The sequence below is a fragment of the Streptomyces sp. HNM0575 genome, from assembly GCF_012726265.1.
In the GTDB taxonomy this organism is placed as follows: Bacteria; Actinomycetota; Actinomycetes; order Streptomycetales; family Streptomycetaceae; genus Streptomyces.
Map to the genome: position 1 here is coordinate 217,972 of NZ_JAASAG010000012.1, position 24,820 is coordinate 242,791.

At 68.7% G+C, this 24,820-nt stretch carries 20 protein-coding genes; 10 read left to right on the top strand and 10 right to left on the bottom strand.

What is annotated here, in order from left to right; genetic code table 11:
• Positions 1–738: 738 nt before the first annotated feature.
• Positions 739–2,658, bottom strand: coding sequence for a chromosomal replication initiator protein DnaA (gene dnaA / locus HCC61_RS26195; protein ID WP_169139524.1), 1,920 nt, complete (start codon positions 2,656–2,658; stop codon positions 739–741).
• A gap of 478 nt (positions 2,659–3,136) precedes the next feature.
• Here dnaA and rpmH point away from each other — a divergent pair, with 478 nt between their 5' ends.
• The 9 genes from rpmH to HCC61_RS26240 all read left to right on the top strand — a co-directional run bounded on the left by rpmH (position 3,137) and on the right by HCC61_RS26240 (position 9,594).
• The gene (gene rpmH / locus HCC61_RS26200) at positions 3,137–3,274 is read left to right on the top strand and encodes a 50S ribosomal protein L34 (RefSeq protein ID WP_027748981.1); all 138 of its coding nucleotides are present in this window, start codon (positions 3,137–3,139) and stop codon (positions 3,272–3,274) included.
• A gap of 24 nt (positions 3,275–3,298) precedes the next feature.
• Positions 3,299–3,676, top strand: coding sequence for a ribonuclease P protein component (rnpA, locus tag HCC61_RS26205; protein WP_169139526.1), 378 nt, complete (start codon positions 3,299–3,301; stop codon positions 3,674–3,676).
• A complete protein-coding gene (gene yidD / locus HCC61_RS26210; protein ID WP_169139528.1) occupies positions 3,673–3,963 on the top strand; it encodes a membrane protein insertion efficiency factor YidD in 291 nt (96 codons plus the stop codon). The genes rnpA and yidD overlap by 4 nt, the downstream gene beginning before the upstream one ends.
• An 8-nt stretch (positions 3,964–3,971) precedes the next feature.
• On the top strand, positions 3,972–5,078 hold the full coding sequence (gene yidC, locus HCC61_RS26215; protein ID WP_169139701.1) for a membrane protein insertase YidC: 1,107 nt from the start codon (positions 3,972–3,974) through the stop codon (positions 5,076–5,078).
• Positions 5,079–5,096: 18 nt separating this feature from the next.
• Positions 5,097–5,627, top strand: a complete 531-nt coding sequence (locus HCC61_RS26220; protein ID WP_169139530.1) for a R3H domain-containing nucleic acid-binding protein — start codon at positions 5,097–5,099, stop codon at positions 5,625–5,627.
• 59 nt (positions 5,628–5,686) lie between these two features.
• Positions 5,687–6,409, top strand: a complete 723-nt coding sequence (gene rsmG / locus HCC61_RS26225) for a 16S rRNA (guanine(527)-N(7))-methyltransferase RsmG (RefSeq protein WP_206323050.1) — start codon at positions 5,687–5,689, stop codon at positions 6,407–6,409.
• Positions 6,410–6,664: 255 nt separating this feature from the next.
• Positions 6,665–7,738 carry an AAA family ATPase gene (locus HCC61_RS26230; protein WP_169139703.1) on the top strand — a complete coding sequence of 358 codons (1,074 nt, stop codon included), beginning with the start codon at positions 6,665–6,667 and terminating at the stop codon, positions 7,736–7,738.
• Positions 7,735–8,877 (top strand): ParB/RepB/Spo0J family partition protein, encoded by a 1,143-nt coding sequence (locus tag HCC61_RS26235; RefSeq protein ID WP_169139532.1) that lies wholly within the window; start codon positions 7,735–7,737, stop codon positions 8,875–8,877. Before HCC61_RS26230 ends, HCC61_RS26235 begins: the two co-directional genes overlap by 4 nt.
• 99 nt (positions 8,878–8,976) lie before the next feature.
• Positions 8,977–9,594 carry a GNAT family N-acetyltransferase gene (locus HCC61_RS26240; RefSeq protein WP_169139534.1) on the top strand — a complete coding sequence of 206 codons (618 nt, stop codon included), beginning with the start codon at positions 8,977–8,979 and terminating at the stop codon, positions 9,592–9,594.
• Between the two features lie 165 nt (positions 9,595–9,759).
• Here the strand turns inward: HCC61_RS26240 and trxA are convergent, their stop codons facing one another.
• The 7 genes from trxA to HCC61_RS26275 form a co-directional block, all read right to left on the bottom strand.
• Positions 9,760–10,089 carry a thioredoxin gene (gene trxA, locus HCC61_RS26245; protein WP_070017807.1) on the bottom strand — a complete coding sequence of 110 codons (330 nt, stop codon included), beginning with the start codon at positions 10,087–10,089 and terminating at the stop codon, positions 9,760–9,762.
• 77 nt (positions 10,090–10,166) lie between these two features.
• Positions 10,167–11,171 (bottom strand): thioredoxin-disulfide reductase, encoded by a 1,005-nt coding sequence (gene trxB, locus HCC61_RS26250; protein WP_169139536.1) that lies wholly within the window; start codon positions 11,169–11,171, stop codon positions 10,167–10,169.
• Between the two features lie 133 nt (positions 11,172–11,304).
• Entirely contained in the window at positions 11,305–12,324 is a 1,020-nt protein-coding gene (locus HCC61_RS26255) for a hypothetical protein (protein ID WP_169139538.1), read from the bottom strand.
• Positions 12,321–13,025, bottom strand: coding sequence for an RNA polymerase sigma factor SigM (sigM, locus tag HCC61_RS26260; RefSeq protein WP_346777392.1), 705 nt, complete (start codon positions 13,023–13,025; stop codon positions 12,321–12,323). The genes HCC61_RS26255 and sigM overlap by 4 nt, the downstream gene beginning before the upstream one ends.
• A 152-nt stretch (positions 13,026–13,177) precedes the next feature.
• Positions 13,178–15,034 carry a protein kinase family protein gene (locus HCC61_RS26265; RefSeq protein ID WP_169139540.1) on the bottom strand — a complete coding sequence of 619 codons (1,857 nt, stop codon included), beginning with the start codon at positions 15,032–15,034 and terminating at the stop codon, positions 13,178–13,180.
• A 111-nt stretch (positions 15,035–15,145) separates the two neighbouring features.
• Positions 15,146–17,563 carry a murein biosynthesis integral membrane protein MurJ gene (gene murJ, locus HCC61_RS26270; protein WP_169139542.1) on the bottom strand — a complete coding sequence of 806 codons (2,418 nt, stop codon included), beginning with the start codon at positions 17,561–17,563 and terminating at the stop codon, positions 15,146–15,148.
• A 34-nt stretch (positions 17,564–17,597) separates the two neighbouring features.
• On the bottom strand, positions 17,598–20,174 hold the full coding sequence (locus HCC61_RS26275) for a DUF6049 family protein (protein ID WP_169139544.1): 2,577 nt from the start codon (positions 20,172–20,174) through the stop codon (positions 17,598–17,600).
• 169 nt (positions 20,175–20,343) lie between these two features.
• On the opposite strand from HCC61_RS26275, the gene HCC61_RS26280 reads away from it, so the two are divergent.
• Positions 20,344–21,840, top strand: coding sequence for a CCA tRNA nucleotidyltransferase (locus HCC61_RS26280; RefSeq protein WP_169139546.1), 1,497 nt, complete (start codon positions 20,344–20,346; stop codon positions 21,838–21,840).
• On the opposite strand, the gene HCC61_RS26285 is transcribed toward HCC61_RS26280, so the two are convergent.
• Positions 21,812–23,155, bottom strand: a complete 1,344-nt coding sequence (locus HCC61_RS26285) for an MFS transporter (protein ID WP_169139548.1) — start codon at positions 23,153–23,155, stop codon at positions 21,812–21,814. The genes HCC61_RS26280 and HCC61_RS26285 overlap by 29 nt on opposite strands.
• A 163-nt stretch (positions 23,156–23,318) precedes the next feature.
• A complete protein-coding gene (locus tag HCC61_RS26290) occupies positions 23,319–24,818 on the bottom strand; it encodes a glycosyltransferase 87 family protein (RefSeq protein WP_169139550.1) in 1,500 nt (499 codons plus the stop codon).
• Between the last annotated feature and the right edge of the window lie 2 nt (positions 24,819–24,820).

Consider the following 24,820-nt stretch of genomic DNA (forward strand, 5'->3'; position numbering starts at 1 on the left):
AGAGCTCGAGTTGTGCACAGCCCCCACTTCGAAACAGATTCCGCGCTATACATCCGTGGTCGTAGTAGTAGGGCTTGTGGATTCCGTGGATAAGTCCGTTTCCCCAGCTCAGCGCCAGAATTCTGTCCACCGTGCCTGTGGGCGCCGCCGGTGGACAGACGACTGTTTCTGTGGACGGCGAAAAGTTCTGCACACCCGGTGCACAGCTTCCCGGCAGTTCCCCACAGCCGATCCCGATGCTTTCCCCAGGTTTCCCACAGGGGTTGAACGGGCCGGTGTGTGACGGCTTTCACTCGGACCAGTGAGCAGGCGCGTTGTGTTGCCGAACAGTGGACAGGTCTGTGGAGAAGCTGGGGAAAGCATCGCCCGGGCTGTGGGCGGGCGGTGGACAGACGTCGTCATGCACACTGCTGCCGCTGACCGGTCCACATCCTGTGGACCGTGGATGCTCACAATTCCACAGCCCGGTGACCTCGCCGAACGCTCTCCGACTGCCCGCTCTGTGGACGCAGTTCGGGACGACTTCGGGGACCCACAGGGTGTGGACGCCTCATACGGCTGTTTCCTGTGGACCTCGGCCTCCCGGCAGCTCGGATTCGAACAGCGAAGAGCCCCCGAGGAGTTGGCTCCAAGGGGGCTCGTGCCGTTCCGGGAGGGCGCACGACGCTCACGACAGGCACGCATGTATGCGACGTACGCGAGCGGTGGTTCGCTGTCGGTGACGCCAGAACGCGAACGTCAGGCGTTCTTGATGCGGTTGGTGAGCTCGGTGACCTGGTTGTAGATCGAGCGCCGCTCTGCCATGAGCGCCCTGATCTTGCGGTCGGCGTGCATCACCGTCGTATGGTCGCGGCCGCCGAACTGGCTGCCGATCTTGGGCAGCGACAGGTCTGTGAGCTCGCGGCACAGGTACATCGCGATCTGCCGCGCCGTGACCAGGACGCGGCTGCGCGAGGAGCCGCACAGGTCGTCGACGGTGAGACCGAAGTAGTCCGCCGTGGCGGCCATGATGGCCGACGCGGTGATCTCCGGGGTGGCGTCCTCGCCGCCGGGGATCAGGTCCTTGAGGACGATCTCGGTCAGCCCGAGGTCGACGGGCTGCCGGTTGAGCGAAGCGAAGGCCGTGACCCGGATCAGCGCGCCCTCCAGCTCGCGGATGTTGCGCGAGATGCGCGACGCGATGAACTCCAGTACCTCGGGCGGTGCGTTGAGCTGCTCCTGCACCGCTTTCTTACGGAGGATCGCGATACGCGTCTCCAACTCCGGCGGCTGCACATCCGTGATCAGACCCCACTCGAAGCGGTTGCGGAGCCGGTCCTCCAGGGTGATCAGGGCCTTGGGCGGCCGGTCGCTGGAGAGCACGATCTGCTTGTTCGCGTTGTGCAGCGTGTTGAAGGTGTGGAAGAACTCCTCCTGCGTCGACTCCTTGTCCGCCAGGAACTGGATGTCGTCCACGAGCAGGATGTCCATGTCCCGGTAGCGCTTGCGGAACGCGTCCGCCTTGCCGTCGCGGATGGAGTTGATGAACTCGTTCGTGAACTCCTCGGAACTCACATAGCGCACGCGCGTACCCGGGTAGAGGCTGCGGGCGTAGTGACCGATCGCGTGCAGCAGATGGGTCTTGCCGAGCCCGGACTCCCCATAGATGAACAGCGGGTTGTACGCCTTGGCCGGGGCCTCGGCGACGGCGACTGCCGCGGCGTGTGCGAAGCGGTTCGAGGCACCGATGACGAACGTGTCGAAGAGGTACTTCGGGTTCAGCCGCGCCGTCGGCTCGCCAGGTCCCGTGGCCGGTGCCGGCTGCGCGGCGAGCGGCCCGGGGGCACCGCTGGAAGCGGGCAGTTGGGACGGCCCGTCGTAGCGGGGAGCCGGCGGCTGCCCCTGCGGCGGCACCTGAGGCTGGGGCAACTGGCCCTGTGGCGGCGGGAGTTGCTGCTGCGCCTGCCGCTGGTGCTCGTACGACTCGTACGAGGGGGGCTGTGCGTGCTCGTACTGCTGATGATGCGGAGGGCGCGGCTGGTCGTAGTGCTGCTCGTACCTCTGCTGCTGCGGCGGCTGCCCCTGCGGCGCGTACTGATCGCGCGGGGGCTGCTGGTGCTGCTGCGGCCAGGCGCCGGTCTGCCGCGGCGCCTCGGGATATTCCGGGTACGCGGGGCGCGGGCTCGGCAGTTCGCGGTTCTCGTAGCCCTCGTATCTGCCGCCGCCGTAACCGCCGTTGTCGTACCCGTTGTTGCCGTCATATCCGCCGCTGTCGTATCCGCCGCCGTCGCGCGGCGGGGGCGTGTGCTGTGCAGGCACGGACGGAGCGGCATGCTGCGAATCGGCTCCGGATGCGGCAGCTGCGGCGGCCGCTGCATCGACGTCCGGCGTCTGCGCCGACGCCTCCGGCACGGGGCCCGTGACGGTGATCGCGAGTCGGATGGGCTGCTGGCACTCCCGGCTGAGAGCATCGCTGATCACCGGGGAGAGCCGCCCCTCGAGCACGCCCTTCGCGTACTCGTTGGGCACCCCGAGCAGGGCCGTTCCGGATACGAGCACGAGCGGCTGGGCCTCGCGCAGCCAGCGCTGGTCCTTGGCCTCGACGCCCTGGCCGTCCGAGAGGAGCTGTTCCAGTACGCGCGGCCACACTGCGGCAAGATCGGCAGGCAGGTCGGCCACGGGTCACGCTTCTCTCGCTCGCAGGTGTGCAGTGCTGGATGAGTGCCGGAAGTGCAGTTCGGTGCAGCCGTGCAGATCCCACGAATGTGTGGTTCTGCGGACGGTCGGGAGGGATGGGAAGTTCAGTCACGGTAGTCAGGGCGGCGTGCACCATTCAAGTCGTTGTCCACAGGCTGTGCATGACCGGTGGCCAGTCCGCGGGCGGCGCCTTCACGGAGGCCCTCTGCGACGCCGTGCGCGGGGGTGCTCGGTGGTTTGACCGAATGGCGTAGCCGCGCGTACCGTAACGAGGTCGAGTTGTCGACGGCTGCTGCCGCCTGCCTCCGATGGGCAAGGTCCATGAGATTCCTCACGGACCCGAAGCGGTGCACACTCGGGCGTTGCGAGCTGCTCGTGGGCGCACGGTGACAGCCGGTCGACACCACACGCCCATCTCCCGCGGTCGCCGTGGGACACGAAGCTTTCCTGGAGCCCCCGAGTGAGCAAGCGCACCTTCCAGCCGAACAACCGCCGCCGCGCGAAGACCCACGGCTTCCGGCTGCGCATGCGTACCCGTGCCGGCCGCGCGATCGTCGCGAACCGCCGCAGCAAGGGTCGCAGCCGCCTGTCGGCCTGAGCGGCCCGACCTCAGGTCCATGACGTGCTGCCTACCGAGAACCGGCTGAGGCGGCGCGAGGACTTCGCCGCGGCGGTACGCCGAGGACGCCGGGCGGGCCGCCCGCTTCTCGTCGTCCACCTGCGCAGCGACAGCAGCTCATCGGACCCGCACGAGGCGGGGGGAGAGGCTCCCCCCGCCCGTGCGGGTTTCGTCGTGAGCAAGGCCGTCGGCAACGCGGTCGTGCGCAACCGCGTCAAGCGGCGGCTGAGGCATCTGGTGCGCGAGCGGGTGACCGGGTTGCCCCCAGGTAGCCTGGTTGTCGTACGGGCGTTGCCGGGCGCGGGTGAGGCGAGCCATGACGAGCTGGTGCGCGACCTGGACGCCGCTTTGAAGCGGCTGCTTGGAAGGCCTCCGTCATGAAGTACCCGCTGCTGTGGTTGATCAAGTTGTATCAGTGGACCATCAGTCCGATGCTCGGGCCGGTGTGCCGGTACTACCCGTCGTGTTCGCACTATGGCTACGCGGCCATCGAGCGTCACGGCGCTGTGAAGGGGACGGCACTGACGGCCTGGCGCATCCTGCGCTGTAATCCGTGGTCCCCCGGTGGCGTCGACCACGTCCCCGCCCGGAAACATCCGGTTTGGCACCAGCGGCTGCGTCACCGCTGGCAGCAGTACCGGACCCAGTCCAACGCCCAAGGAGCCTGATGAACTTCCTGGACACGATCCTGAGTCCTCTCTATACCGCTGTCTCCTGGATCATTGTCCAGTTCCACTCGCTGTTCAGCCTGGTCTTCGACCAGAGCAGCGGCTGGGCCTGGGGTCTGTCCATCTTCTGCCTGGTGGTGCTGATCCGGATCTGCCTGATCCCGCTCTTCGTGAAGCAGATCAAGTCGACCCGGAACATGCAGGCGCTCCAGCCGAAGATGAAGGCGATCCAGGAGCGCTACAAGAGCGATAAGCAGCGTCAGTCCGAAGAGATGATGAAGCTGTACAAGGAGACGGGCACCAACCCGCTCTCCAGCTGCCTGCCGATCCTGGCGCAGTCGCCGTTCTTCATCGCCCTCTTCCAGGTGCTGAACCACATCGCGCACAACCGACCCGTGGGTGTCCTCACCGCGGAGCAGGTGGACAGCGCCCGTAACGCATCGGTCTTCGGCGCTCCCATCGCGGCGAAGTTCCTGGACAGCGCGGACAAGGTCGCGGAGCTGGGCGCCGTGCTCACGGATGTGCGTGTCGTCACAGTGATCATGATCGTCATGATGTCGGCGTCGCAGTTCTACACACAGCGCCAGCTGATGACCAAGAACGTCGACCTGACGGTGAAGACGCCGTTCATGCAGCAGCAGAAGATGCTCATGTACGTCTTCCCGCTCATGTTCGCCGTCTTCGGCATCAACTTCCCCGTGGGTGTTCTCATCTACTGGCTGACCACCAACGTCTGGACGCTCGGCCAGCAGATGTTCGTGATCAAGCGCAATCCGACGCCGGGTTCCCTCGCATACAAGCAGCGTCAGGAGAAGCTGCGGGCCGCGGGCAAGCTGAAGGAGGACCCGAAGGAGGTCGAGGCGCGCGAGGCGGCAGATGCGGCGCGCTCCCGTCGGCAGCAGCCCAAGAGGCAGACGAAGTCGCAGCGCCAGCAGGGCCGGACGGCCGGCGGCCCCGGAGGATCGGAGTCGCTGGAGAAGCAGGACACCGGCGGCGACTCCGGTGGCGCGGCGAGGCAGCAGCCGAAGAAGGCCGGGGAGAAGTCCGGACAGAAGAAGTCGGGGCAGCAGCGCAAGGGCGGAGCGCAGCGCCCCAAGCATCCCTCCAAGAAGTAGCGAGAAGGAGCCCAGGGCGTGACGGAGACGACGGACACCACCGGTACGACTGCTGCGGAAGAGACGGAGGCGGACACGGACACGCTGTCTCAGCTGGAGCAGGAGGGCGAGATCGCGGCCGATTACCTTGAGGGCCTTCTCGACATCGCCGATCTCGACGGCGACATCGACATGGACGTTGAAGCCGATCGCGCCGCCGTATCGATCATCAACGACGGATCCACCCGCGACCTCCAGAAGCTGGTGGGCCGTGACGGCGAGGTGCTGGAGGCGTTGCAGGAGCTGACGCGGCTGGCAGTGCACCGCGAGACCGGCGACCGCAGCAGGCTGATGCTGGACATCGCCGGGTTCCGTGCGAGGAAGCGTGAGGAGCTCGCGGAGCTGGGAGCGAAAGCGGCCCAGGACGCGAAGGGCTCCGGTGAGCCGGTGAAGCTGCGCCCGATGACGCCGTTCGAGCGCAAGGTCGTCCACGACGCTGTGAAGGCGGCCGGACTGCGCAGTGAGTCTGAGGGCGAGGAGCCGCAGCGCTGTGTGGTCGTGCTGCCGTGACCGACGGGTCGGTGGGGCAAGCCGGGCCACCCGAGGGGGGCTCGGCGGAGTCCAGCGAGCTGTCCGAGCTCGCGGCGGCGCCGGAGGCGGCTCGGCAGCTCTTCGGCAAGCACCTGCCTGATGTCGAGCGCTATGCCGAGCTGCTTGCCGATGTGGGTGTACGGCGTGGACTGATCGGGCCGCGGGAGGTGCCGCGCCTGTGGGAACGGCATCTCCTGAACTGCGCCGTTCTCTCGGAGATCGTGCCGGAAGGCGTGACAGTCTGTGACGTCGGCTCCGGAGCGGGACTGCCCGGCATCCCGCTGGCTCTCGTGCGGCAGGATCTCGACATCACGCTACTGGAGCCGCTGTTGCGGCGTACGACCTTCCTTGAGGAGGTCGTCGAGTTGCTGGGCCTGGACCACGTGTCGGTAGCGCGTGGCCGTGCGGAGGAGATGCTCGGCGCGCTCCAGCCCGTCCACGTGGTGACCGCTCGAGCGGTCGCTCCCCTGGACCGGCTCGCCGGGTGGGGCATCCCCTTGCTGCGGCCGTACGGAGAGATGCTCGCGATCAAGGGCGACACGGCGGAGGAAGAGCTGAAGGGCGCTCGGGACGCGCTGCACAAGCTCGGAGTCGTGGACACATCGGTGGTGCAGGTGGGCGCCGGCGTGGTGGACCCGCTGTCGACGGTGGTACGGGCCGAGGTCGGCGAGAGTCCCGGCGGTGTGCGATTCGCGGCGAGACGGGCGAAGGCCCAGAAGGCTCGGGGGCGTGCTTCACGGAGTGGACGGCGCAGGCGCTGATCATCCCTGCGGTCGCGGGATGTCCGGTTACTCCAAAAAAGCTCTTAAGACTATGCGTTACGGTGTGTCGTCCTGGTGTGCGGTGCACGAGTGTGCATCGTGTTTCACGTGAAACGCCGCTCTCTCTTGCAAGGAATCATCAGCCGCGGTCGCGCTCAAGCCGCTCAGCGCGATCGCAAATCCTCGTCCAAGCCCCGCTCCTCGGTGGATTCATCCACAACTGAGCGGGGCTCGCTGGTTCATGACACCGAAAGCATGGCAGGCTCTCTTCAGCACGAGCCTTATGTCGAGGAGAGTGAACCGTTGCGGTCCGACGCCAATACCGCGGGACCGATGGCCGAACCGGTCCCCGGCCCCCGTTCGGAATCGATGGATGTTTCACGTGAAACTCCGCCTCCGATGGACGATACGCCGATCGGTCGCGCCGCCCAGCAGGCGGTAGAGGCGATGAACCGTGCCGGCGAAGGCCTCCCGAGGCCCGAGCAGACACGGGTCATGGTCGTGGCCAACCAGAAGGGTGGGGTCGGCAAGACCACCACCACCGTGAACCTGGCGGCATCCCTAGCCCTGCACGGCGCACGGGTTCTGGTGATCGACCTGGACCCACAGGGGAACGCTTCGACGGCTCTGGGAGTCGATCACCATTCTGAAGTGCCGTCGATCTACGACGTGTTGGTCGAGAGCATGCCCTTGTCCGACGTCGTCAAGCCGGTGCCCGACGTGGAGGGCCTCTTCTGCGCACCCGCCACCATCGATCTCGCCGGTGCGGAGATCGAATTGGTGTCACTGGTGGCGCGGGAGAGTCGTCTTCAGCGGGCTCTGAGTGCATACGAGCAGCCATTGGACTACGTGCTGATCGACTGCCCACCGTCGCTGGGCCTGTTGACCGTCAATGCCTTGGTTGCGGGCGCCGAAGTGCTCATCCCGATCCAGTGTGAGTACTACGCGCTGGAGGGCCTGGGACAGCTGCTGCGCAACGTCGATCTGGTCAAGGGCCACCTCAACACGCGACTGCATGTCTCGACGATCATCCTCACCATGTACGACGGCCGCACTCGGCTGGCCTCGCAGGTAGCCGACGAAGTCCGCAGCCACTTCAGTGCCGAGGTACTGAGGACCAACATCCCGCGGTCCGTGCGGATCTCGGAGGCCCCCAGCTATGGACAGACGGTCCTGACTTACGATCCTGGATCGAGCGGTTCGCTGTCCTATCTGGAGGCTGCCCGTGAGATCGCGTTGCGCGATCCGAACGTGCAGCAGCGCCATGAGGAGTCGGTTCAGCAGCTGCACCAACAGCAGAACAGCACCATGCCGGAGGGGACGCAGTGAGCGATCGACGTAGGGGGCTGGGCCGGGGACTTGGTGCGCTGATCCCGGCAGCGCCGGCATCCGGGGGCGAGGAGGGGAGTCCCTCGGTCGACGCCAACGGTGCCACCTCTCCGAGTTCCGTCCCAGTGATTCCACCGGACCGCGGTGTGGCCGCCGCCAAAGTGACTGCCCTGCGGGACAGCGAGGCGCGGGACGACGTTCCACGTGAAACATCTCCGTCGACCGGTGCCGAAGGGGGCTCGGATGAGACCGTGCCCGTCGGTGCGTACTTCGCGGAGGTGCCGCTGGAGGCGATCACCCCCAACCCGCGTCAGCCCCGTGAGGTGTTCGACGAGGATGCACTCGCGGAACTGGTCACCTCCATCAAGGAGGTGGGTCTGCTCCAGCCCATCGTCGTACGGCAGTTGGGCCCGGAGCGCTATGAGCTCATCATGGGTGAGCGGCGCTGGCGAGCCTGCCGTGAGGCGGAACTGGAGCGCATTCCTGCAATCGTCCGGGCAACCGATGACGAGAAGCTGTTGCTGGACGCCCTCCTGGAGAACCTTCACCGGGCGCAGCTGAATCCGCTCGAAGAGGCAGCGGCGTACGACCAGTTGTTGAAGGATTTCAGCTGCACTCACGACCAGCTCGCCGATCGCATCGGTCGTTCACGTCCGCAGGTCTCCAACACGCTGCGGTTGCTGCGTCTCTCTCCGTCTGTTCAGCGGCGTGTGGCCGCCGGTGTCCTGTCGGCCGGGCATGCGCGTGCGCTGCTGTCGGTGGAGGATGGTGAGGAGCAGGATCGGCTGGCTCATCGGATCGTCGCCGAAGGACTCTCGGTGCGTGCGGTGGAGGAGATCGTCACGATGGCGAACTCTTCGCCGAAGAGCTCCTCGAAGTCGAAGGGACCCCGTGCCGGCAAGCGGGTCTCCCCCGCTCTCGACGAATTGGCCGGACGTCTCTCGGACCGCTTTGAGACTCGGGTGAAGGTCGACCTGGGTCAGAAGAAGGGGAAGATCGTCGTCGAGTTCGCATCGGTGGACGATCTTGAGCGCATCCTCGGTCAGCTGGCCCCCGGTGAGGGCCGCGTGCTGGGACAGCAGCTGACGTCAGAGAAGGCTGAGACCGTCGAGGCAGAGGTGGAGGAGAGCGAGGACTGAAAGCCGTGCGCGGGAGCCGCGAGAGCGGCGGGCCTCGGATTCTCCGATACCGCCCCGCAGAAGCCGTAACCGATGTCGCCCCATGGATACGATGGATCCATGGGGCGACAGCTCGTTCCGCTCACGCTGGACAACCTCTCCGATCTTCCCGGGCGTTGCCGCGCCTGTGTGTTCTGGGAGCTTGATCCCGTCAGTGGAGAGGCCGCGGTGCGAGCCGGGCGGCCAGAGGTGGAGAAGGAGTCGTGGATCTCCGCTGTGCTGCTGGAGTGGGGATCATGCGGCCGGGTCGTCTATGTGGACGAGAAACCGGTCGGCTTCGTTTTGTACGCGCCTCCGGCCTACGTTCCACGGTCCTTCGCGTTTCCGACGAGTCCCGTCTCTCCTGACGCGGTTCAGTTGATGACGGCGTGGCTGATGCCCGAGTACCAGGGACAGGGGCTGGGCCGGGTCATCGTGCAGACAGTGGCGAAGGATCTGCTGCGGAGGGGCTTCAAGGCGATCGAGGCGTTCGGAGACGCACGTTGGTCGGCGCCGGCCTGTCTCGTACCCGCCGATCATCTGGTGTCGGTGGGATTCAAGACCGTCAGGCCGCATCACAGCTATCCGAGGATGCGACTTGAATTGCGATCGACGATCTCCTGGCGTGTGGACGTGGAGCGGGCGCTCGACCAGCTGCTGGGGGCCGTACAGAAGGATCGAGTGCTCCGGCCGTTGTGAACTCGCCTCCGGGCGGAGCCTGTTGGAGACGGGGGACGGTGTGGAGGTGATCCGGTTGGGCCCGGATACCGACTTGTTCTCGGGCGTGGTTTCACGTGAAACGGCCCGGCGGTGTTCGCCGGGCCGTTTCAGCGTGTGCCTCGGAGGGCTGCTGTAGCAGCGTCCTCAGCCGATGAACTCGGCGAGGTCCTTCTCGATCGCCGCCCGCGGCTTCGCGCCGACGATGGTCTTGACGACCTCACCGCCCTTGTAGACGTTCATGGTCGGGATCGACATGATTCCGTACTTGGCGGCGACAGCCGGGTTCTCGTCGATGTTGAGCTTGACGACGGTCAGCTTGTCACTGTTCTCGTCGGCAATCGCCTCGAGAGAGGGGGCGATCTGACGGCACGGACCGCACCAGGCAGCCCAGAAGTCGACGAGCACGGGCTTGTCGCTCTTGAGGACGACCTCGTCGAAGTCTGCGTCGGTCGCGGTCACGGTGGCACCGGCCATGGTTGTTCTCCTCGTTTCTTGTGATGGTGCGGGTGGCGCGTGAATATCTGAGTGTGCGTACGGTCGCTGCTGTCGGCTCAGACCGCCGCGGTCTCGGCTGCCTCCTGGGCCTCTTCGGTCTTCTCGGGTTCTGCCGACTCGGCGCTGTCCAGCTGGGCGGCCAGATAACGCTCGGCATCGAGAGCGGCGGAGCAACCGGTGCCCGCCGCGGTGACGGCCTGCCGGTAGGTGTGGTCGACGACGTCACCGGCAGCGAAGACGCCCGGCACGTTGGTACGGGTCGAAGGTGCATCGACCTTCAGGTATCCCTCGTCGTCGAGAGTGAGTACGCCCTTGAACAGTTCGACCCGAGGGTCGTGACCGATCGCCACGAAGAGACCCGTCACCGGGAGCTCCGAAGTGTCCCCGGTACGGGTGTTGCGGAGAGTCAGCCCGGACAGCTTGCCGTCCTGCTCGTGGATCGTCCCAACCTCGCTCTCCCAGGCGAAGGAGATCTTCGGGTCCGCGAAGGCCCGCTCCTGCATCGCCTTGGAGGCACGGAGCGCGTCACGACGGTGTACGACCGTGACGGAGTTGGCGAAGCGCGAGAGGAACGTGGCCTCCTCCATCGCCGTATCGCCACCGCCCACGACGGCGATGTCCTGGTTGCGGAAGAAGAAGCCGTCACAGGTGGCGCAGTAGGAGACACCGCGGCCCGAAAGCTCCTCCTCGCGGGGCAGGCCCAGTGCGCGGTACGCGGAACCCGTCGCGACGATGATCGCGCGCCCGCGGTACTCCGTCCCCGCCGAGTCGGTGACGGTCTTGATCTCACCGGAGAAGTCGATCTCGGTGACGTCGTCCGGGATAAGCTCGGCACCGAAGCGTTCCGCCTGCCCGCGCATCTGGTCCATCAGCTCGGGGCCCATGATGCCGTCCGAGAAGCCGGGGTAGTTCTCGACCTCGGTGGTGTTCATCAGCGCACCGCCCGCGGTCACGGAACCCTCGAAGACGAGCGGCTTCAGCGACGCGCGCGCCGTGTAGAGCGCGGCGGTATAGCCGGCGGGCCCTGAGCCGATGATGATCACGTTACGGACGTCGCTCACGGGAGTCTTCCTTGTCTGCCGACTGCTTTCCGGTCTGTGAGGTTCTCACCCCACCCAACGGATCCTAGGGGGCAGACATTCCCTGTGGTGCGGCCCGTCAGGCCTACACGGCGCGGCGTGTCAGGGGCCGGTGTCAGCGACGGGCGTATGTGTGCTTGGTGAGCAGCGTCCCGAGCCCGCCGCCCTCTCCCTCCACACAGGACCGGTCGACGACATAGGCGTCCACGCGCTTCGGATCGTCCCTGTGCGGAAGTACGACGAGGTACGCCGTGCGGCCCTTGTACGGGGCGTCCTCGTCGACGGCGAGTGGTTTCTCCGTACGGTCGATGCCTGCGCGCACACAGGACGGGATGGAGGTGGCGCCTCCGACGAGCGGACTGTTCGCCGTGCTCTCCTTCGTATTGAAGTCCCCGGACGGGGTGCCGGAGGAGCCTTCCGAGGACTGTCCGGACTCATGCTCCGCGAGTAGACCGTGCACATGCTTCTCGAGCGCGCTTCCCGCGATGGTCCGCCCGTCCTTGTGGCCACCTCCTGCGGTGGGCGGCGGTGCGGGGTCATTCATCGACTGCATGACGAGCCCGCCGATGCCGAGAGCTACGACGGCTCCCGCTCCGGCGAGGATCGCCGAGCGCCACCGGCGCGCGCGGCGAGCCGGACGGTGTCGGCCGGGACCGCTGCCGCCACCGGGGCGTCCGGCGGGGCGGTCGTTCGGCCGACGTGTAGCGCCGGTTTCACGTGAAACCGAGCCGACGGTGGCCGCGTGTCTGTGGTGTCCTGCCGGTGACGTCTCGGAGGCCGGCCTCCCGTACAGGCCGTCCTCTCCAAAAGCGGCGACGGCGTCGCCCGTTTCACGTGAAACCACGGAGGGCTCGCGCCGCGAGGAGTGAGGCAGAGCTTCGGCGGCGAGGGCGGCATCGATCCGCCCGGCGATGTCCGCGGGCATACGGGCCGGGCCGGGCAGCGTACCCAGCGTTTCCTGGATCTCATCCAGCGACGCCAGTACGTCCGCGCAGAGGCGGCAGCCGGCAAGGTGCGCCTGGAGCGCCGACGAACGGTCCGCGGGGAGCAGGTCCTCATTGAGGGCGGAGATCTCGGCGACGTCCGGATGGCCATCGGTGCTGCGCGGGCCGGACGTGAAAGGGGTGGATGTCATGTGTGCTCTCCTCCTCCCTTCACGGCTCCGGGTCGTTGCGTGACGCCTTCCTGCGGTGGGACGGATGGCCCGCGGGTCCGGTTCCTTCCGTCTTCCTGCTGGGACGCTCTCCTTTCCTCCCCGTTGGGGCGCAGATGGGAGACGAGGGGAAGCAGACGTGCCCTTCCACGGGCGCAGCGGCTCTTGACCGTGCCGACGGCAATACCGAGGACCTCTGCCGCTTCGGCGACGGGATATCCCTGCATGTCCACGAGCACGAGGGCGGCCCGCTGTTCCGCGGGGAGTTGTGCGAGCGCTGCGACGAGCTGCCGGTTGAGGTCCTGGCGCTCGGCGGGCAGCGCCGCGGACTCGTGCGGCTCCAGGAGCAGATCCAGGCGCTCGGTGTCGTCGGTGAGCTGAGTGCGACGGGAAGCGGCCTTGCGTGCGCGGTCGAGGCACGCGTTCACGGTGATGCGGTGCAGCCAGGTGGTGACGGCGGACTGGCCGCGGAAGGTGTGCGCCGCCCGGTAGGCGGAGATGAGGGCGTCCTGAACGGCGTCGGCGGCCTCCTCGCGGTCGCCGAGGGTGCGTATCGCCACGGCCCAGAGCCGATCGCGGTGGCGGCGCACAAGTTCGCCGAAGGCTTCAGGGTCGCCTTCGACGTGCCGGGCCAGGAGCTCCCGGTCGTCCGGTGCGTCGGATCCACGGTCCTGAGCGGGCACGGGGGCCCGCTTGGATCTCTCACCCGCGTCGGCTCCGCCTCGCCCGTGTCTTGGGCGGCGGCGCATTCGCTTGCCGCCGCTGTCGTCGCTCACCGTCGGACGCCTCCCGTCATCCTCGCCCGCCGGCCGTGCCGTGCGTCAGTGTCGAGGGATCAGCTTTTTACCTGGATCTCACTGATCCGGCCACGGTAGTTGCCGTCGTCCGAGAGCGGGAGCTCGGTGAGCCACACCAGTACGTATTGAGTCGTGATGGGCTTTTTCGCCTTGAGGGTCAGGTGCTCGCCGGTGCCGCCACTGACCTTGCTGAATCCGCGGAGGGTGGTGGGCATCGTGGTGGTGTTCCTGGGTGCCGCGAGGAAGTGCGCGGTGGTGGCGCCAAGGAAATCGACCTTCACGGAGCTGACCTGCTGGGGCTTGCCGAGGTCCAGGATGAGCCCGGCGCCCGGCTTGAGGTGACCGAAGTCGGGATGGCCGTAGTACTTCTGCGTCAGCCAGTACGTGCCGGGGGAACCGTCGTATGCGTCGGGGACCTTCGCCGGGTTCTCGCTGCCGTTGCCCCCGGGCGGCGGGTCGAAGTCCTTGGCATCGACGATCTTGACCGGCTTGCCGACGTCGCCCGTCTCATCGTTGCCGTGTGTCTGCCCCACGCCCCCGCCCGTGGAGTTGTCGCCCTTGAGGAGGGTGTCGGCGACCTGCCAGCTGCCCAGGCCCAGCGCCGCGATGAGTAGAGCGGAGACGCCCCACTTCAGGATCTTGCCCGTGCGGCCGGGAAGCGCGGGCGGTGCCGGATTGCCGGCGGGTGCTACGGGGCTGCCCCTGCCGGGCGCCGTACGAGGCTGGGGGTCCTGGCCGTAGGCGCCCTGCTGGTAGCTGTTGCGCTGATACGGCCGTGGCGAGGTGAAGCTGGGCTCCGGAGGCCGGATCCTCGGCAGCGCGGAGACCGCCTTGGCCAGTTCCTCGGGAGTGGCGCACGGCTGCTCCTGGCTGGAGGCGGTGGCGCCGTCGTTGACGAGGGCGCGCATGGCCAGCTGCGAGAGGCCGCGGTGGACGCCGGCCCGCACCTGGTCGGGCGCGACGAGGGTGCGCTTCGCGAGGGAGCCGACGCCCGCGAGTCCGTACGCGTCCTCCTCGTACGGCCAGCGCTGCGTCAGAGCGGCGTAGAGCACCGCCCCGATGCCTTCCGTGTCGGCGCGCTGCGGGGTGTCGGAGCTGATGCCGCGGAGGGCGGCGCTCACCGCGAGACCGCGGATGCGGTACTGCCCGGAGCCCGTGCGCAGCACGGTCCCCGGCGTCAGCCGGAGGTGGGCCAGACCCCCGCGGTGTGCCGCGGCCATCGCCTGGGAGAGCTGGGCGACCAGCTCGTACGCGTCGTGCGGCTCCAGGGCGCCGGCGTTGAGGATGTCGCTCAGGGGCGTGGCGTCCGGAAGCCACTCGTGGACGACGTACACCAGATCGTGGTCCTCGACGGCGTCGAGGACCTGGACAAAGCGGGGGTCGCCGAGCAGGGCGGACGAGCGGGCCGCGGACAGCACCGCACGGGCGCGGGGATGCCCGGCGGGGAGGACGTGGACGCCGACCGCGCGGCGCAGCTTCTCGTCGACTGCACGCCAGCTGCTGAATCCGTCCAGACGGGTGACGCACTCCTCCAGCCGGTACCGCCTGGCGAGCTTGTGGCCGCTGTGCAGCTCCGGGGGGACGGCGGCCGGGGTCTCGGCGGCGGCGCCACCGTCCTGACCGTCACCGGGCACGTGCTGCTGGGTCTGAGCGCCGTGCTGCGCACCGGACACCTCGGCCTGCGCCTCGGTGTCGTTGCTCCCGCTGCCGGCGCCGTCCTGGCTGCCGTGGGCGGTGGAGGGGGTGTCCGGTCTGGTGTCCTCCGGGGGCCGGTCGCTGCCGCTCTGTCCGTCCGTAGCGCTGTCGACGCTGGCCTTGTCCGCCCGGGCGGTGCGTGCTTCCTCGTCACCGCTGTTCTCAGCCACGCCGACGGCAGCTGTACTCCGTTCCGCCACCGTCGTTCCTGCCTCCCCAATTCGTTGCAGCCACTCAGTGCAACAGCTCAACAATTGTGCCCACAGTCCGCCGCTATGCACGACACACAGTGGCCGCGGATGGTTGTACGGTCAGCGCCCGAGGCGAGCGCGCACCATACCGACCATGGCTGTCATCTCTGCGATCCGCATCCTCTTCGCGGCTAGGACGAAGACGACTGCCAACGCGATCCCTCCGGCGATCAGCGAGGCCAGGGAACCGATCGTTCCGCTGCCGAGTCCCACGGTGATGCCGTAGACCACGGCACCTGCGGCGACGGTGGCGGGCACTGCGGCTCCCGCGAGCCTGATGTACGTACGCAGCACGTGCGCGGTGTCCAGGTCGCCGCCCAGTCGGATGCGTAGCCGCCGCCATGCGATTCCGACGCCGACGACGTAGGCGAGGCCGTACGAGGCGGCCATGCCGACGACGGCCCAGCGGGCGGGCATCAGCAGGAAGCACGCGGTCGAGGCGACGGCGTTGGCGATGGCGACGACGACGGTGTTGAAGAAGGGCGTGCGCGTGTCCTCGTACGCGTAGAAGGCGCGCAGCACCACGTATTGCACGGAGAAGGGGATCAGGCCGACGCCGAAGGCCATCAGCGCGTACCCCATGGAACGGGCCGCGCCGATCCCGGACGGGCCGTAGATCAGGGTGCACATCGGCACGCCCAGGGCGAGGAAGCCGAAGGCGATGGGGACGATGGCCACCGCGGAGTTGCGCAGGCCCTGGGAGATGTCGTCGCGTACGGCGCCGGTGTCGCCGTCGTTGGCGGCGCGGGCGAGGCGGGGCAGCAGCGCGGCCATCACGGAGACGGTGATGATGGCCTGCGGCATGTTCCAGATCAGCTGCGCCTGGGAGTAGGCGGTCCAGCCTGCTCCCGCGTGGCCCTCCGCGGCGGCGGACTCCTGTGCCCACGTGGAGAGCTGGGTGACGACGAGGACGCCGGCTTGATTGGCCAGTACGAAGAGAACGGTCCACTTGGCGAGCTTCGCGGCCTTGCCGAGGCCGTGGCCGCGCCAGTCGAAGCGGGGCCGGATGCGGAAGCCGGAGGCCCGCAGGTACGGGATCATCGCGAGCGCCTGCACCACGAGTCCGAGCAGGGTGCCGATGCCCAGCAGTCGCACGCCTTCCGGCGGGATGCTGGCGACGGTGAGGCCGGAGTCGTCGGCGCTGCCGTAGACCCAGAGGAAGGCGCCGACGGTGGCCATGATGACGATGTTGTTGAGGACCGGGGTCCACATCATGGCGCCGAACCGGCCGCGTGCGTTGAGGATCTGACCCATCACCACATGGATGCCCATGAAGAAGATGGAGGGCAGGCAGTAGCGGATGAAGGTGACAGTGACCTCGTTCGCCTGGGGGTTTTCCGCGAGGCGCACCGACATCACCCGTACCAGCAGGGGCGCGGCGAGGACCGCGAGGACGGTGAGCGAGCCGAGGATGACCGTGACGAGGGTCAGCAGGCGGTTCGCGTACGCCTCGCCGCCGTCGCCGTCCTCCTTCATGGCGCGGACGAGCTGCGGGACGAACACGGAGTTGAGGCCGCCGCCGACGGTCAGGATGTACAGCATCGTCGGCAGGGTGATCGCCAGTTGGTAGGTGTCGCCGAGCACGGCGGCACCGATGGCGGCGACGACCATCGCCGAGCGGATGAAGCCGGTGAGCCGGGAGACCATCGTGCCGGCCGCCATGATGGCGCTGGAGCGCAGCAGCCCGCCCCCACGTCCGCCTCCCGCCGACTCGGTGCCGGTCTGGCCGGCGCTTTCCGGGGCGGCGTCGGGCTCCGGGGGCGGCGGAGTGGCCTCTGCGGGGGCGGCGTGTGCGGACTCGAAACCGGGGCCCTGGCCCGGCCGTGCGGGTCCTGACGGGTCTGCGGGGTCGGCGGTTCCTGCGGGCGCCGTGGGGCCGGTCCTGCCGCCTGCTCCTGGCGGCTGCTCGTCGGGGAGCGGCCGGCGTTCCGCGTACCGATCGGACGCCGATGAGGGCCTCTCAGGTGCGGGTGCGCTCTCGGTACGCGGCTGCGGCGGCGCCGCGGACGAGTCGGCGACCGGCGTGCGGCCCTGGTCGCGGAAGAGATGGGCGAAGGCGTCGTCGGGGTCGCGTCCTTCGTTGCTCACGTGCGGACGGTCCTCCTGCTCGTGCGCCTCGCGCCGCTGCGCCTCCGGCTGCCGGTCCTCGTGCCCCTGTGCCGGGCGCTGCTCCTCGTGCCGGGCTGTGGCGTCCTGACCGTCGCGCGAGCGGCTGAGAAGCCCGTCGACGCCCGTGGACTGGACGGTCGCGGGATCGTCGCCGTACGGCAGCCGACGGGAGGCCCCGTCGGGCTCGGGAGCGCGGGTGGACGCCCGGAGGCGCGGATCGGGTGCGTACGGGCCGGGTTCTTCCTTGGCCGGGTCGCGGTCCTGATAGGGGTCGCGCGCATACGCGTCCCGTACGTACGGGTCCTCCGGCGGATGCGAGCCGTCACCGGCGGCCTGGCCGTCCCGGTCACCGTCCTGCGGCGGATTCATCGCTACCTACCCCTGCCCCTGCTCGCAAGCTGACTCAACGGTCCACTTTCTCACCCGCGTCGGGAACGGTTCCGCTTCCCTTGTCGGTGTCGGCGCTCTCACGGGCGGGCCCGTCGGACGTGGCCTCGGGCCCATCGGCCCGCTCCGGCCCGTCGGCTCCGGACTCGTGAGACGTCGGTTCGGTCTCGTCCGGTTCTGCGGGGGTCGCGGTCGCCGAGTCGTCCGTGGAGGGGCCCGCTGTGCCCGTGCCTTCGGGGCCGGACTCTCCAGCGCCGGACCCGGAATGCGAGCCCGAAGTCCCGTCTCCCGCGTCGCCGTCCTCGCTGTGCCCGCCGGTCTCGCCGTCCGTGCCCTCGTCGGGGCCCTCGGAGTCCGGTCCGGCCGGCGTGCCGCCGTTCCGCTTCCGCGTCGTGTACATCCTTACGCCCGCGAGCACCACGAGGAGCACACCGGCCGCGATCACCAGCAGCACGGTCGACGTGATCGAAGTGACGTTGACCTGGAAGACCATGCGCTTCCCGTACGGCTTGCCGTCCTTCGTGTAGAGCTGCGCCTCTACGTACGCGCGCCCGTTGGCCTTCGCGCTCGTTGCGAACTTCACCGACTGGCTGTGTTCGCCGTCCATCTTGACGGCCTGTGCCTTGCCCACGTCCAGTCCGATGCGGCGCCTGGACTTCAGACGCAGTTCCAGATCGTCCACGCCCTGTACGAGGTTGTTCTGCACCGTCACCGGGATCGTGGCGCTGCGACCGGAGAGGGTGATGGGGGACTTCTGGATCAGGTGGACTTCCTTGGTCAAGCCGACCAGGTAACTGCGCACCCCGTCGCGGTAGTTCGAGGCGCCTTCGGCATCCCCGCGCCAGGAGGCGGACTCCCCGCGCTCGATGGCGCTCCCGAACGGAGTGACCACCCGGTCCTCGCGCGTGAGGATCTTCTTGAAGTCGCCGACGAGTCGCTTGGTGTCCTGCATGTGCCGGTACGCCCCGGTGGGCAGCTCCTGCCTGCGCAGCGACGCCGGGTACTGACTGCCGCCCGGCACCCGCCGGTTCGCCCCCGGGTCGGGCTTCGCCTTGGCCGCCTCCGACAGGTCGCTGCCCTCCGCCCAGCGCCCGTCCTTCTGGAGGGAGCTGAGGGCCAGGGCCATCGCCTGTGCCTGGTCCGCGCTCGGCATCCGCTGCGGCGCGACGAGGACGCTGCGCCGCTTGCCGGGCACCTGGGCGTTGACCGCCTGGGTCTCGGCGAGGAAGCGCTGTACGGCCTCGGAGGTCGCACCGGGCCGCGTCATGTCGCCGTCGAAGGCCTTGGAGAGCCGGCTGTCGGCGACGAGTGCCGTGTTCCCGCCGCCGATGGGGCGTGCGGAGGTCGGCGTGTACGAGAGCGCGGTGTCACGGAAGGTGTCACTGCGCGCGATGACGCTGTGCGCGCCGGCGGACGTGGCGACGTCCACGATGCTCGGGTCGACGGCGCCCTCCACCGGCCACGCGTAGTCGGCACTGGGCTTGGTGTGCAGGATCGACTCGACGGTGGTGATGGCGCGCTTGGTCGCCGAGTCCAGGTCGCCCAGCGCGCCGGGGACGCTCCGGCCGCGGTGGGCGAGCGAGGCGACGTCCGTGTCGGCGAAGGGCAGGGTCGCCACCTCCTCGCCCTTCACGGCGCCTTGCAGGTCCATCAGCCACTGCTTCGCGTACGTCTGGCCCTTGCCGGCGACGGTGCCTCCGCCCTCCTTCTGCACCCGGTAGTCCTCCGTCATCGCGTTGACGGTGGCCAGCAGGTCCGGGTCGATCATCCACGTGATGGGAAGGTCCTTGCCGAGGTTGACCATCTGCTGGAGGCGGCCGCCGGGAGCGAGTTCCTTGGCGAGCTCGTCGTTGCGGAAGACCGGCGTCTGCTCCTCGTCGGACTGCGTACGCGCGGTCATGTGCGACGAGGAGATCAGCGGCCAGAGGTAGGTCAGCTCCGTCTTGTTCTCCGAGTCGGAGGTCTGCCAGGGCAGGAAGCTGCGCTCGATGCCCAGGATCTGGTCGTACGGACGCTCCCGCGTCTGCCCGGTGAGCGTGACCCCGAGCTGGTACACGCCCGAGGAGCTCATCTTCAGCGCGCTGACGGGCAGTTTGAGCTTGAAGGAGCGGCGGATGCCGGGGCGCATGCTGCCGACCTTCTCGGTGGCCCGCTTCCCCTCGACCTTCTTGCCGTCGGCGCCCGGCAGATAGTCCTTGCGTGCGGAGTTCTGCTCCAGTGCGCTGCGGCTGTTCGCGCCTGAACCGATACGGAGCCCGACGCTGCCGTCCGTGATGGGCGAGCGGCCCTTGTTGGTGACGGTGCCGGTGACGCTGAGCGTGTCGCCCTTCTGAGGGGTGGCGGGCGAGAGGGTGTTGATGGAGATCTGCGCCGTGCGTGAGCCGCTGCCCGTTCGTACGGGCGCTGTGGCGGCGCCGGAGGCGCTCCCTGCTGCCGTGGCGGCCTGTGCGCCGTGGCTCTCCGAGGCGGCCGCCGGAGCGGGCAGCAGCCCGCCGACGAGGGGCCCGGTGGCGAGCACGAGGGCGGCGGTACCTCGCAGCCACCGGCGGCCGGGAGCGGTCGGGGTGCCCTGGTTCTCAGCCGCCTCGGCCACGCGCTCGTCCGTCCTCTGTCGTCGTGGATGCGTCTCGCTGGTCTGATGGTAACGATGCTGCGGGAAGGCACGTGCCGCGGTGTGCGTCACATGATCGGCCGGGGTCGTGGCCTGCGTTGTGACCAGGCGCAGGGCGGTGTGCGGGGGCGGCAACGTACCCTGTGCTGTCGTGCCGAACGCCAATGATGACATCCAGCCGACACCGCCCGCCCCTCCCGCCAAGGAGCAGCTCAACACGGCGCAGCGCCGCGCGGTGAGCGAGCTGCTGAGGGTGTCCCCCGTCGCCGACGATCTGGCGCGGCGGTTCCAGGAGGCCGGCTTCCGGCTGGCGCTGGTGGGCGGTTCCGTGCGGGACGCGCTGCTGGGGCGGCTCGGCAACGATCTGGACTTCACCACCGACGCGCGACCTGAGGACGTGCTGCGCATCGTCCGCCCGTGGGCGGACGCCGTGTGGGAGGTCGGCATCGCCTTCGGGACGGTGGGCTGTCAGAAGAAGGCGCGCGAGGAAGACGGGACGCGTACCTTCCAGATCGAGGTCACCACCTACCGCTCGGAGGCCTACGACCGCACGTCCCGCAAGCCCGAGGTCTCCTACGGCGATTCCGTCGAGGAGGACCTGGTCCGTCGCGACTTCACCGTGAACGCGATGGCGGTGGCGCTGCCGGAGAAGCACTTCATCGACCCGCACGGCGGTCTGGAGGATCTGGCCCGCCGGATCCTGCGCACGCCGGGGGCCCCGGAGGCGTCGTTCTCGGACGATCCGCTCCGCATGATGCGTGCGGCCCGCTTCGCCGCGCAGCTGGACTTCGCGGTGGCCGACGACGTACTGCATGCGATGAAGGCGATGGCCGGCCGGCTCGGCATCGTCTCGGCGGAGCGCGTACGGGACGAGCTGAACAAGCTGCTGCTCTCCCCCCGCCCGGTGAAGGGCGTGAGGCTGCTCGTGGAGACCGGGCTCGCCGATCAGGTGCTGCCGGAGATTCCGGCGCTGCGGCTGGAGCGGGACGAGCACCACCGGCACAAGGACGTCTACGAGCACTCGCTGACCGTCCTGAAGCAGGCCATCGATCTGGAGGAGAGCGGCGGTCCCGACCTGACGCTGAGGCTCGCTGCGCTGCTGCACGACATCGGCAAGCCGAGGACGCGGCGGTTCGAGTCCGACGGGCGGGTCTCTTTCCATCACCACGAGGTGGTGGGCGCGAAGATGACGAAGAAGCGCATGACCGCGCTCAAGTACCCCAACGATCTGGTCAAGGACGTCTCCCGGCTCGTGGAGCTCCATCTGCGCTTCCACGGCTACGGCACGGGAGAGTGGACGGACTCCGCGGTGCGGCGCTACGTACGGGACGCGGGGCCGCTGTTGACCCGGCTGCACAAGCTGACGCGGTCGGACTGCACGACGCGGAACAGGCGCAAGGCGAGTGCGCTTTCGCGTGCGTACGACGGTCTGGAGGAGCGGATCGCACGGCTTCAGGAGCAGGAGGAGCTGGACGCCATCCGGCCCGATCTCGACGGGAACGAGATTATGTCCGTCCTCGGTGTGAAGCCGGGTCCGGTCGTCGGCAAGGCGTACAAGCATCTGCTGGAGCTGCGGCTGGAGCACGGGCCGATGGAGCACGACGACGCGGTGGCGGCCCTCAAGGAGTGGTGGACCGCACAGAGTTAGCGGTCGGCTGTGTGCGTTTCACGTGAAACATCAAGGTTGCGACCGCCGTGTACACCACGGCGACCCCGATGACGAGCGCAACCGAGCGCCCGTCCGGCGGGAGTATCAGCGAGGCCGCTCCCGCCGCACCGACGAAGGCCACGTTGAAGAGCATGTCGTAGAGGGAGAACACCCGGCCCCGGTAGGCGTCGTCCACCGTCGACTGCACGGCCGTGTCGGCTGTGATCTTCGATGCCTGCGTGACGAGTCCGAGTACGAAGGCGGCGAGCAAAATCGGGACCGGCGCGAAGCTCAAGCCGAGCGCGGGTTCCAGTACGGCCGCCGACGCTGCGCACAGCGTCAGCCAGCCGAAGCGGCCTGACCGCTCGACCCCCCACGGTGTGATGAGGGCTGCCGCGAAGTATCCGAGCCCGGATGCCACGACGGCGAGCCCGAGCAGCTTCAGTCCGGCGCCCGCGTCGACTGCCTCCACGGCGCCGCCGACCCGGCCGTCGCTGCCCCACGCATAGCGGCACAGCATCAGCACCATCACCGTCAGCGCGCCGTAGCAGAACCGCATCAGCGTCATGGCCGTGAGGGCGTAGGCGGCGGCGTGGCGCCGGCGTAGGTGCCGCAGGCCGTCTGCGAGACCGCGGGCGGTGGTGGCCAGCGTCGTCAGCAGCCGCAGGGGTACGCGCGCGGCGTCGGGCCCGGGCCCGAGGAGGTCACGGCCCATCCGCAGCGCCGCTGCGCCCGCGAGGAGATAGACCACGGCTCCGCTCAGCACGACCCATGCGTCGGTCGCGCGTCCCCCCTCGGGAGAGGCCAGCCGGATGGCGAAGGCGATTCCGCCGCCGGCGGTGGCGGCGAGGGTTCCGGCGGTCGGGGAGAGGGAGTTGGCCATCACGAGGCGGGCGTCGTCGACGACTCGTGGCAGTGCGGCGGAGAGCCCGGCGAGGATGAAGCGGTTGACGGCGGTGACGGACAGCGCGGAGAGATAGAAGAGCCACTCCGGGACGGCGCCGACCACCAGGGCAGCCGTACCGGCGGCGAGGACCGCGCGAAGGAGGTTGCCGTAGAGCAGGACCTGCCGCCTGCGCCACCGGTCCAGCAGTACGCCGGCGAAGGGGCCGAGGAGCGAGTAGGGGAGCAGCAGTACGGCCATCGCCGATGCGATGGCCGCCGGGGAGGTCTCCTTCTCGGGAGAGAAGACGACGTAGGCCGCTAGGGCCACTTGATAGATGCCGTCGGCCAGTTGGGAGAGCAGACGCACCGTGAGGAGTCGCCGGAAGCCGGGGAAGTGCAGCAGGGTGCGCAGGTCTCCGACGACGGTCATGGGCCCAGCTTCACACACGCGGGGTGGGGTGCGCGTCCCGATCCCGGAGGGGGCGGGACGGGCGGCCCGGGGGTAGCCGGGCGGGCGCCCACGGGCCGGAAGCACAGCAGGGCTGCTTCACCTGCGGTGTCGTGTTTCACGTGAAACAGCGGTCCCGCTCGGTTCAGCGCCTCGTCCCCCAGCTCACCTGTGAGTCCTCGAAGGGCACTGGCTTCGTGTGCGACGCCCCGCGAGGCCCGGTCGCCGGGACCAGTGTGAAGACGTCCGGCGCCCGGTCCAGCACACCGCCCCCCGGGTCGTCCGTGCCGTCCCGGCGTACGACGTCCCGCTCCGGCATCAGCACGTCCCGTACGACCACGGCGCACAGGTAGAGCGTGCCGAGCAGGTGGGCGATGATTACCAGCTGGTAACCCTCGGGGGGCAGGCCCTGGTGCTTGTCTCCGCTGCCCGTATAGGCGAGGTAGAGCCAGATGCCCAGGAAGTAGACCGTCTCGCAGGCCTGCCAGATCAGGATGTCCCGCCACTTCGGCCTGGCCAGGGCGGCGAGCGGGACGAGCCACAGCACGTACTGCGGCGAATAGACCTTGTTGGTGACGATGAACAACGCCACTACGAGCAGCGCCAGTTGTGCGAAGCGGGGGCGGCGTGGTGCGCGCAGGGCCAGCATGGCGATGCCCGCGCAGCCCAGCGCCATCAGCAGCATCGCGTAGAAGTTGGCGTCGGGGACGGGGTCGCCGGTGCGCTGGGAGATGATCAGCCAGATCGAACCGAAGTCGACCGGGCGCTCCTGGCTGAAGCTGTAGAACTTCGACCAGCCCTGAGGTGCGAGAAGCATCACGGGGAGGTTGACGCACAGCCATGAGACCGCGGCGCCGGCCAGCGCCTTGCCACAGGCGGACAGGCGCCCCGCCCGCCAGCACAGCACCAGCAGCGGGCCGAGCAGCAGCGCCGGGTAGAGCTTCGCGGCCGTGGCGAGCCCGATCAGCACGCCCGCGGCGAGGGGCCGGCTGCGGGACCACATCAGCATCGCCGAGGCGGTGAGCGCCACGGCGAGCAGGTCCCAGTTGATGGTGGCCGTCAGCGCGAGGGCGGGCGCGAGGGCGACGAAGAGGCCGTCCCAGGGGCGGTTGCGGTGGGTGCGGGCGGCGGCGACGAAGAGCACGGCCGCGCACACCATGAGCATGCCGGCGTTGACCATCCAGTAGAGCTGCTCGCGGTACTGGAGGTCGCCGCCCGGGGTCATCCAGGAGGCCACCTCCATGAACACCCCTGTCAGCACCGGGTATTCGAGATACGCCATGCCGCCGGAGACGCGGTCGGGGATGCGGTCGAAGTACGGGACGAGCCCGTCGGCGAAGCCCCGTCCGGCGAAGAGATGCGGGATATCGGAATAGCACGCGTGTACGTATTGGCTCGTCTGGCCTGAGAACCAGGCGCTGTTGAAGCAGGGCGCCTTCTGGATCATGCCGAGTACGAACATGCCGAGTCCCAGCAGCGCCACCACCCGCACCGGGGTCCACCAGCCGTACGGGCCGTCTGCGGCCCGGCGGCCCACCGGTCCTCCGATCAGCTCGCTGCCGGCGGCGGCGACCTCGTCCTGCTCGGTGGGATGTACGGGCTCGGCGTCCCGGCCGGTCGGCTCCGAGAGGTAGGCACGCGTCATGG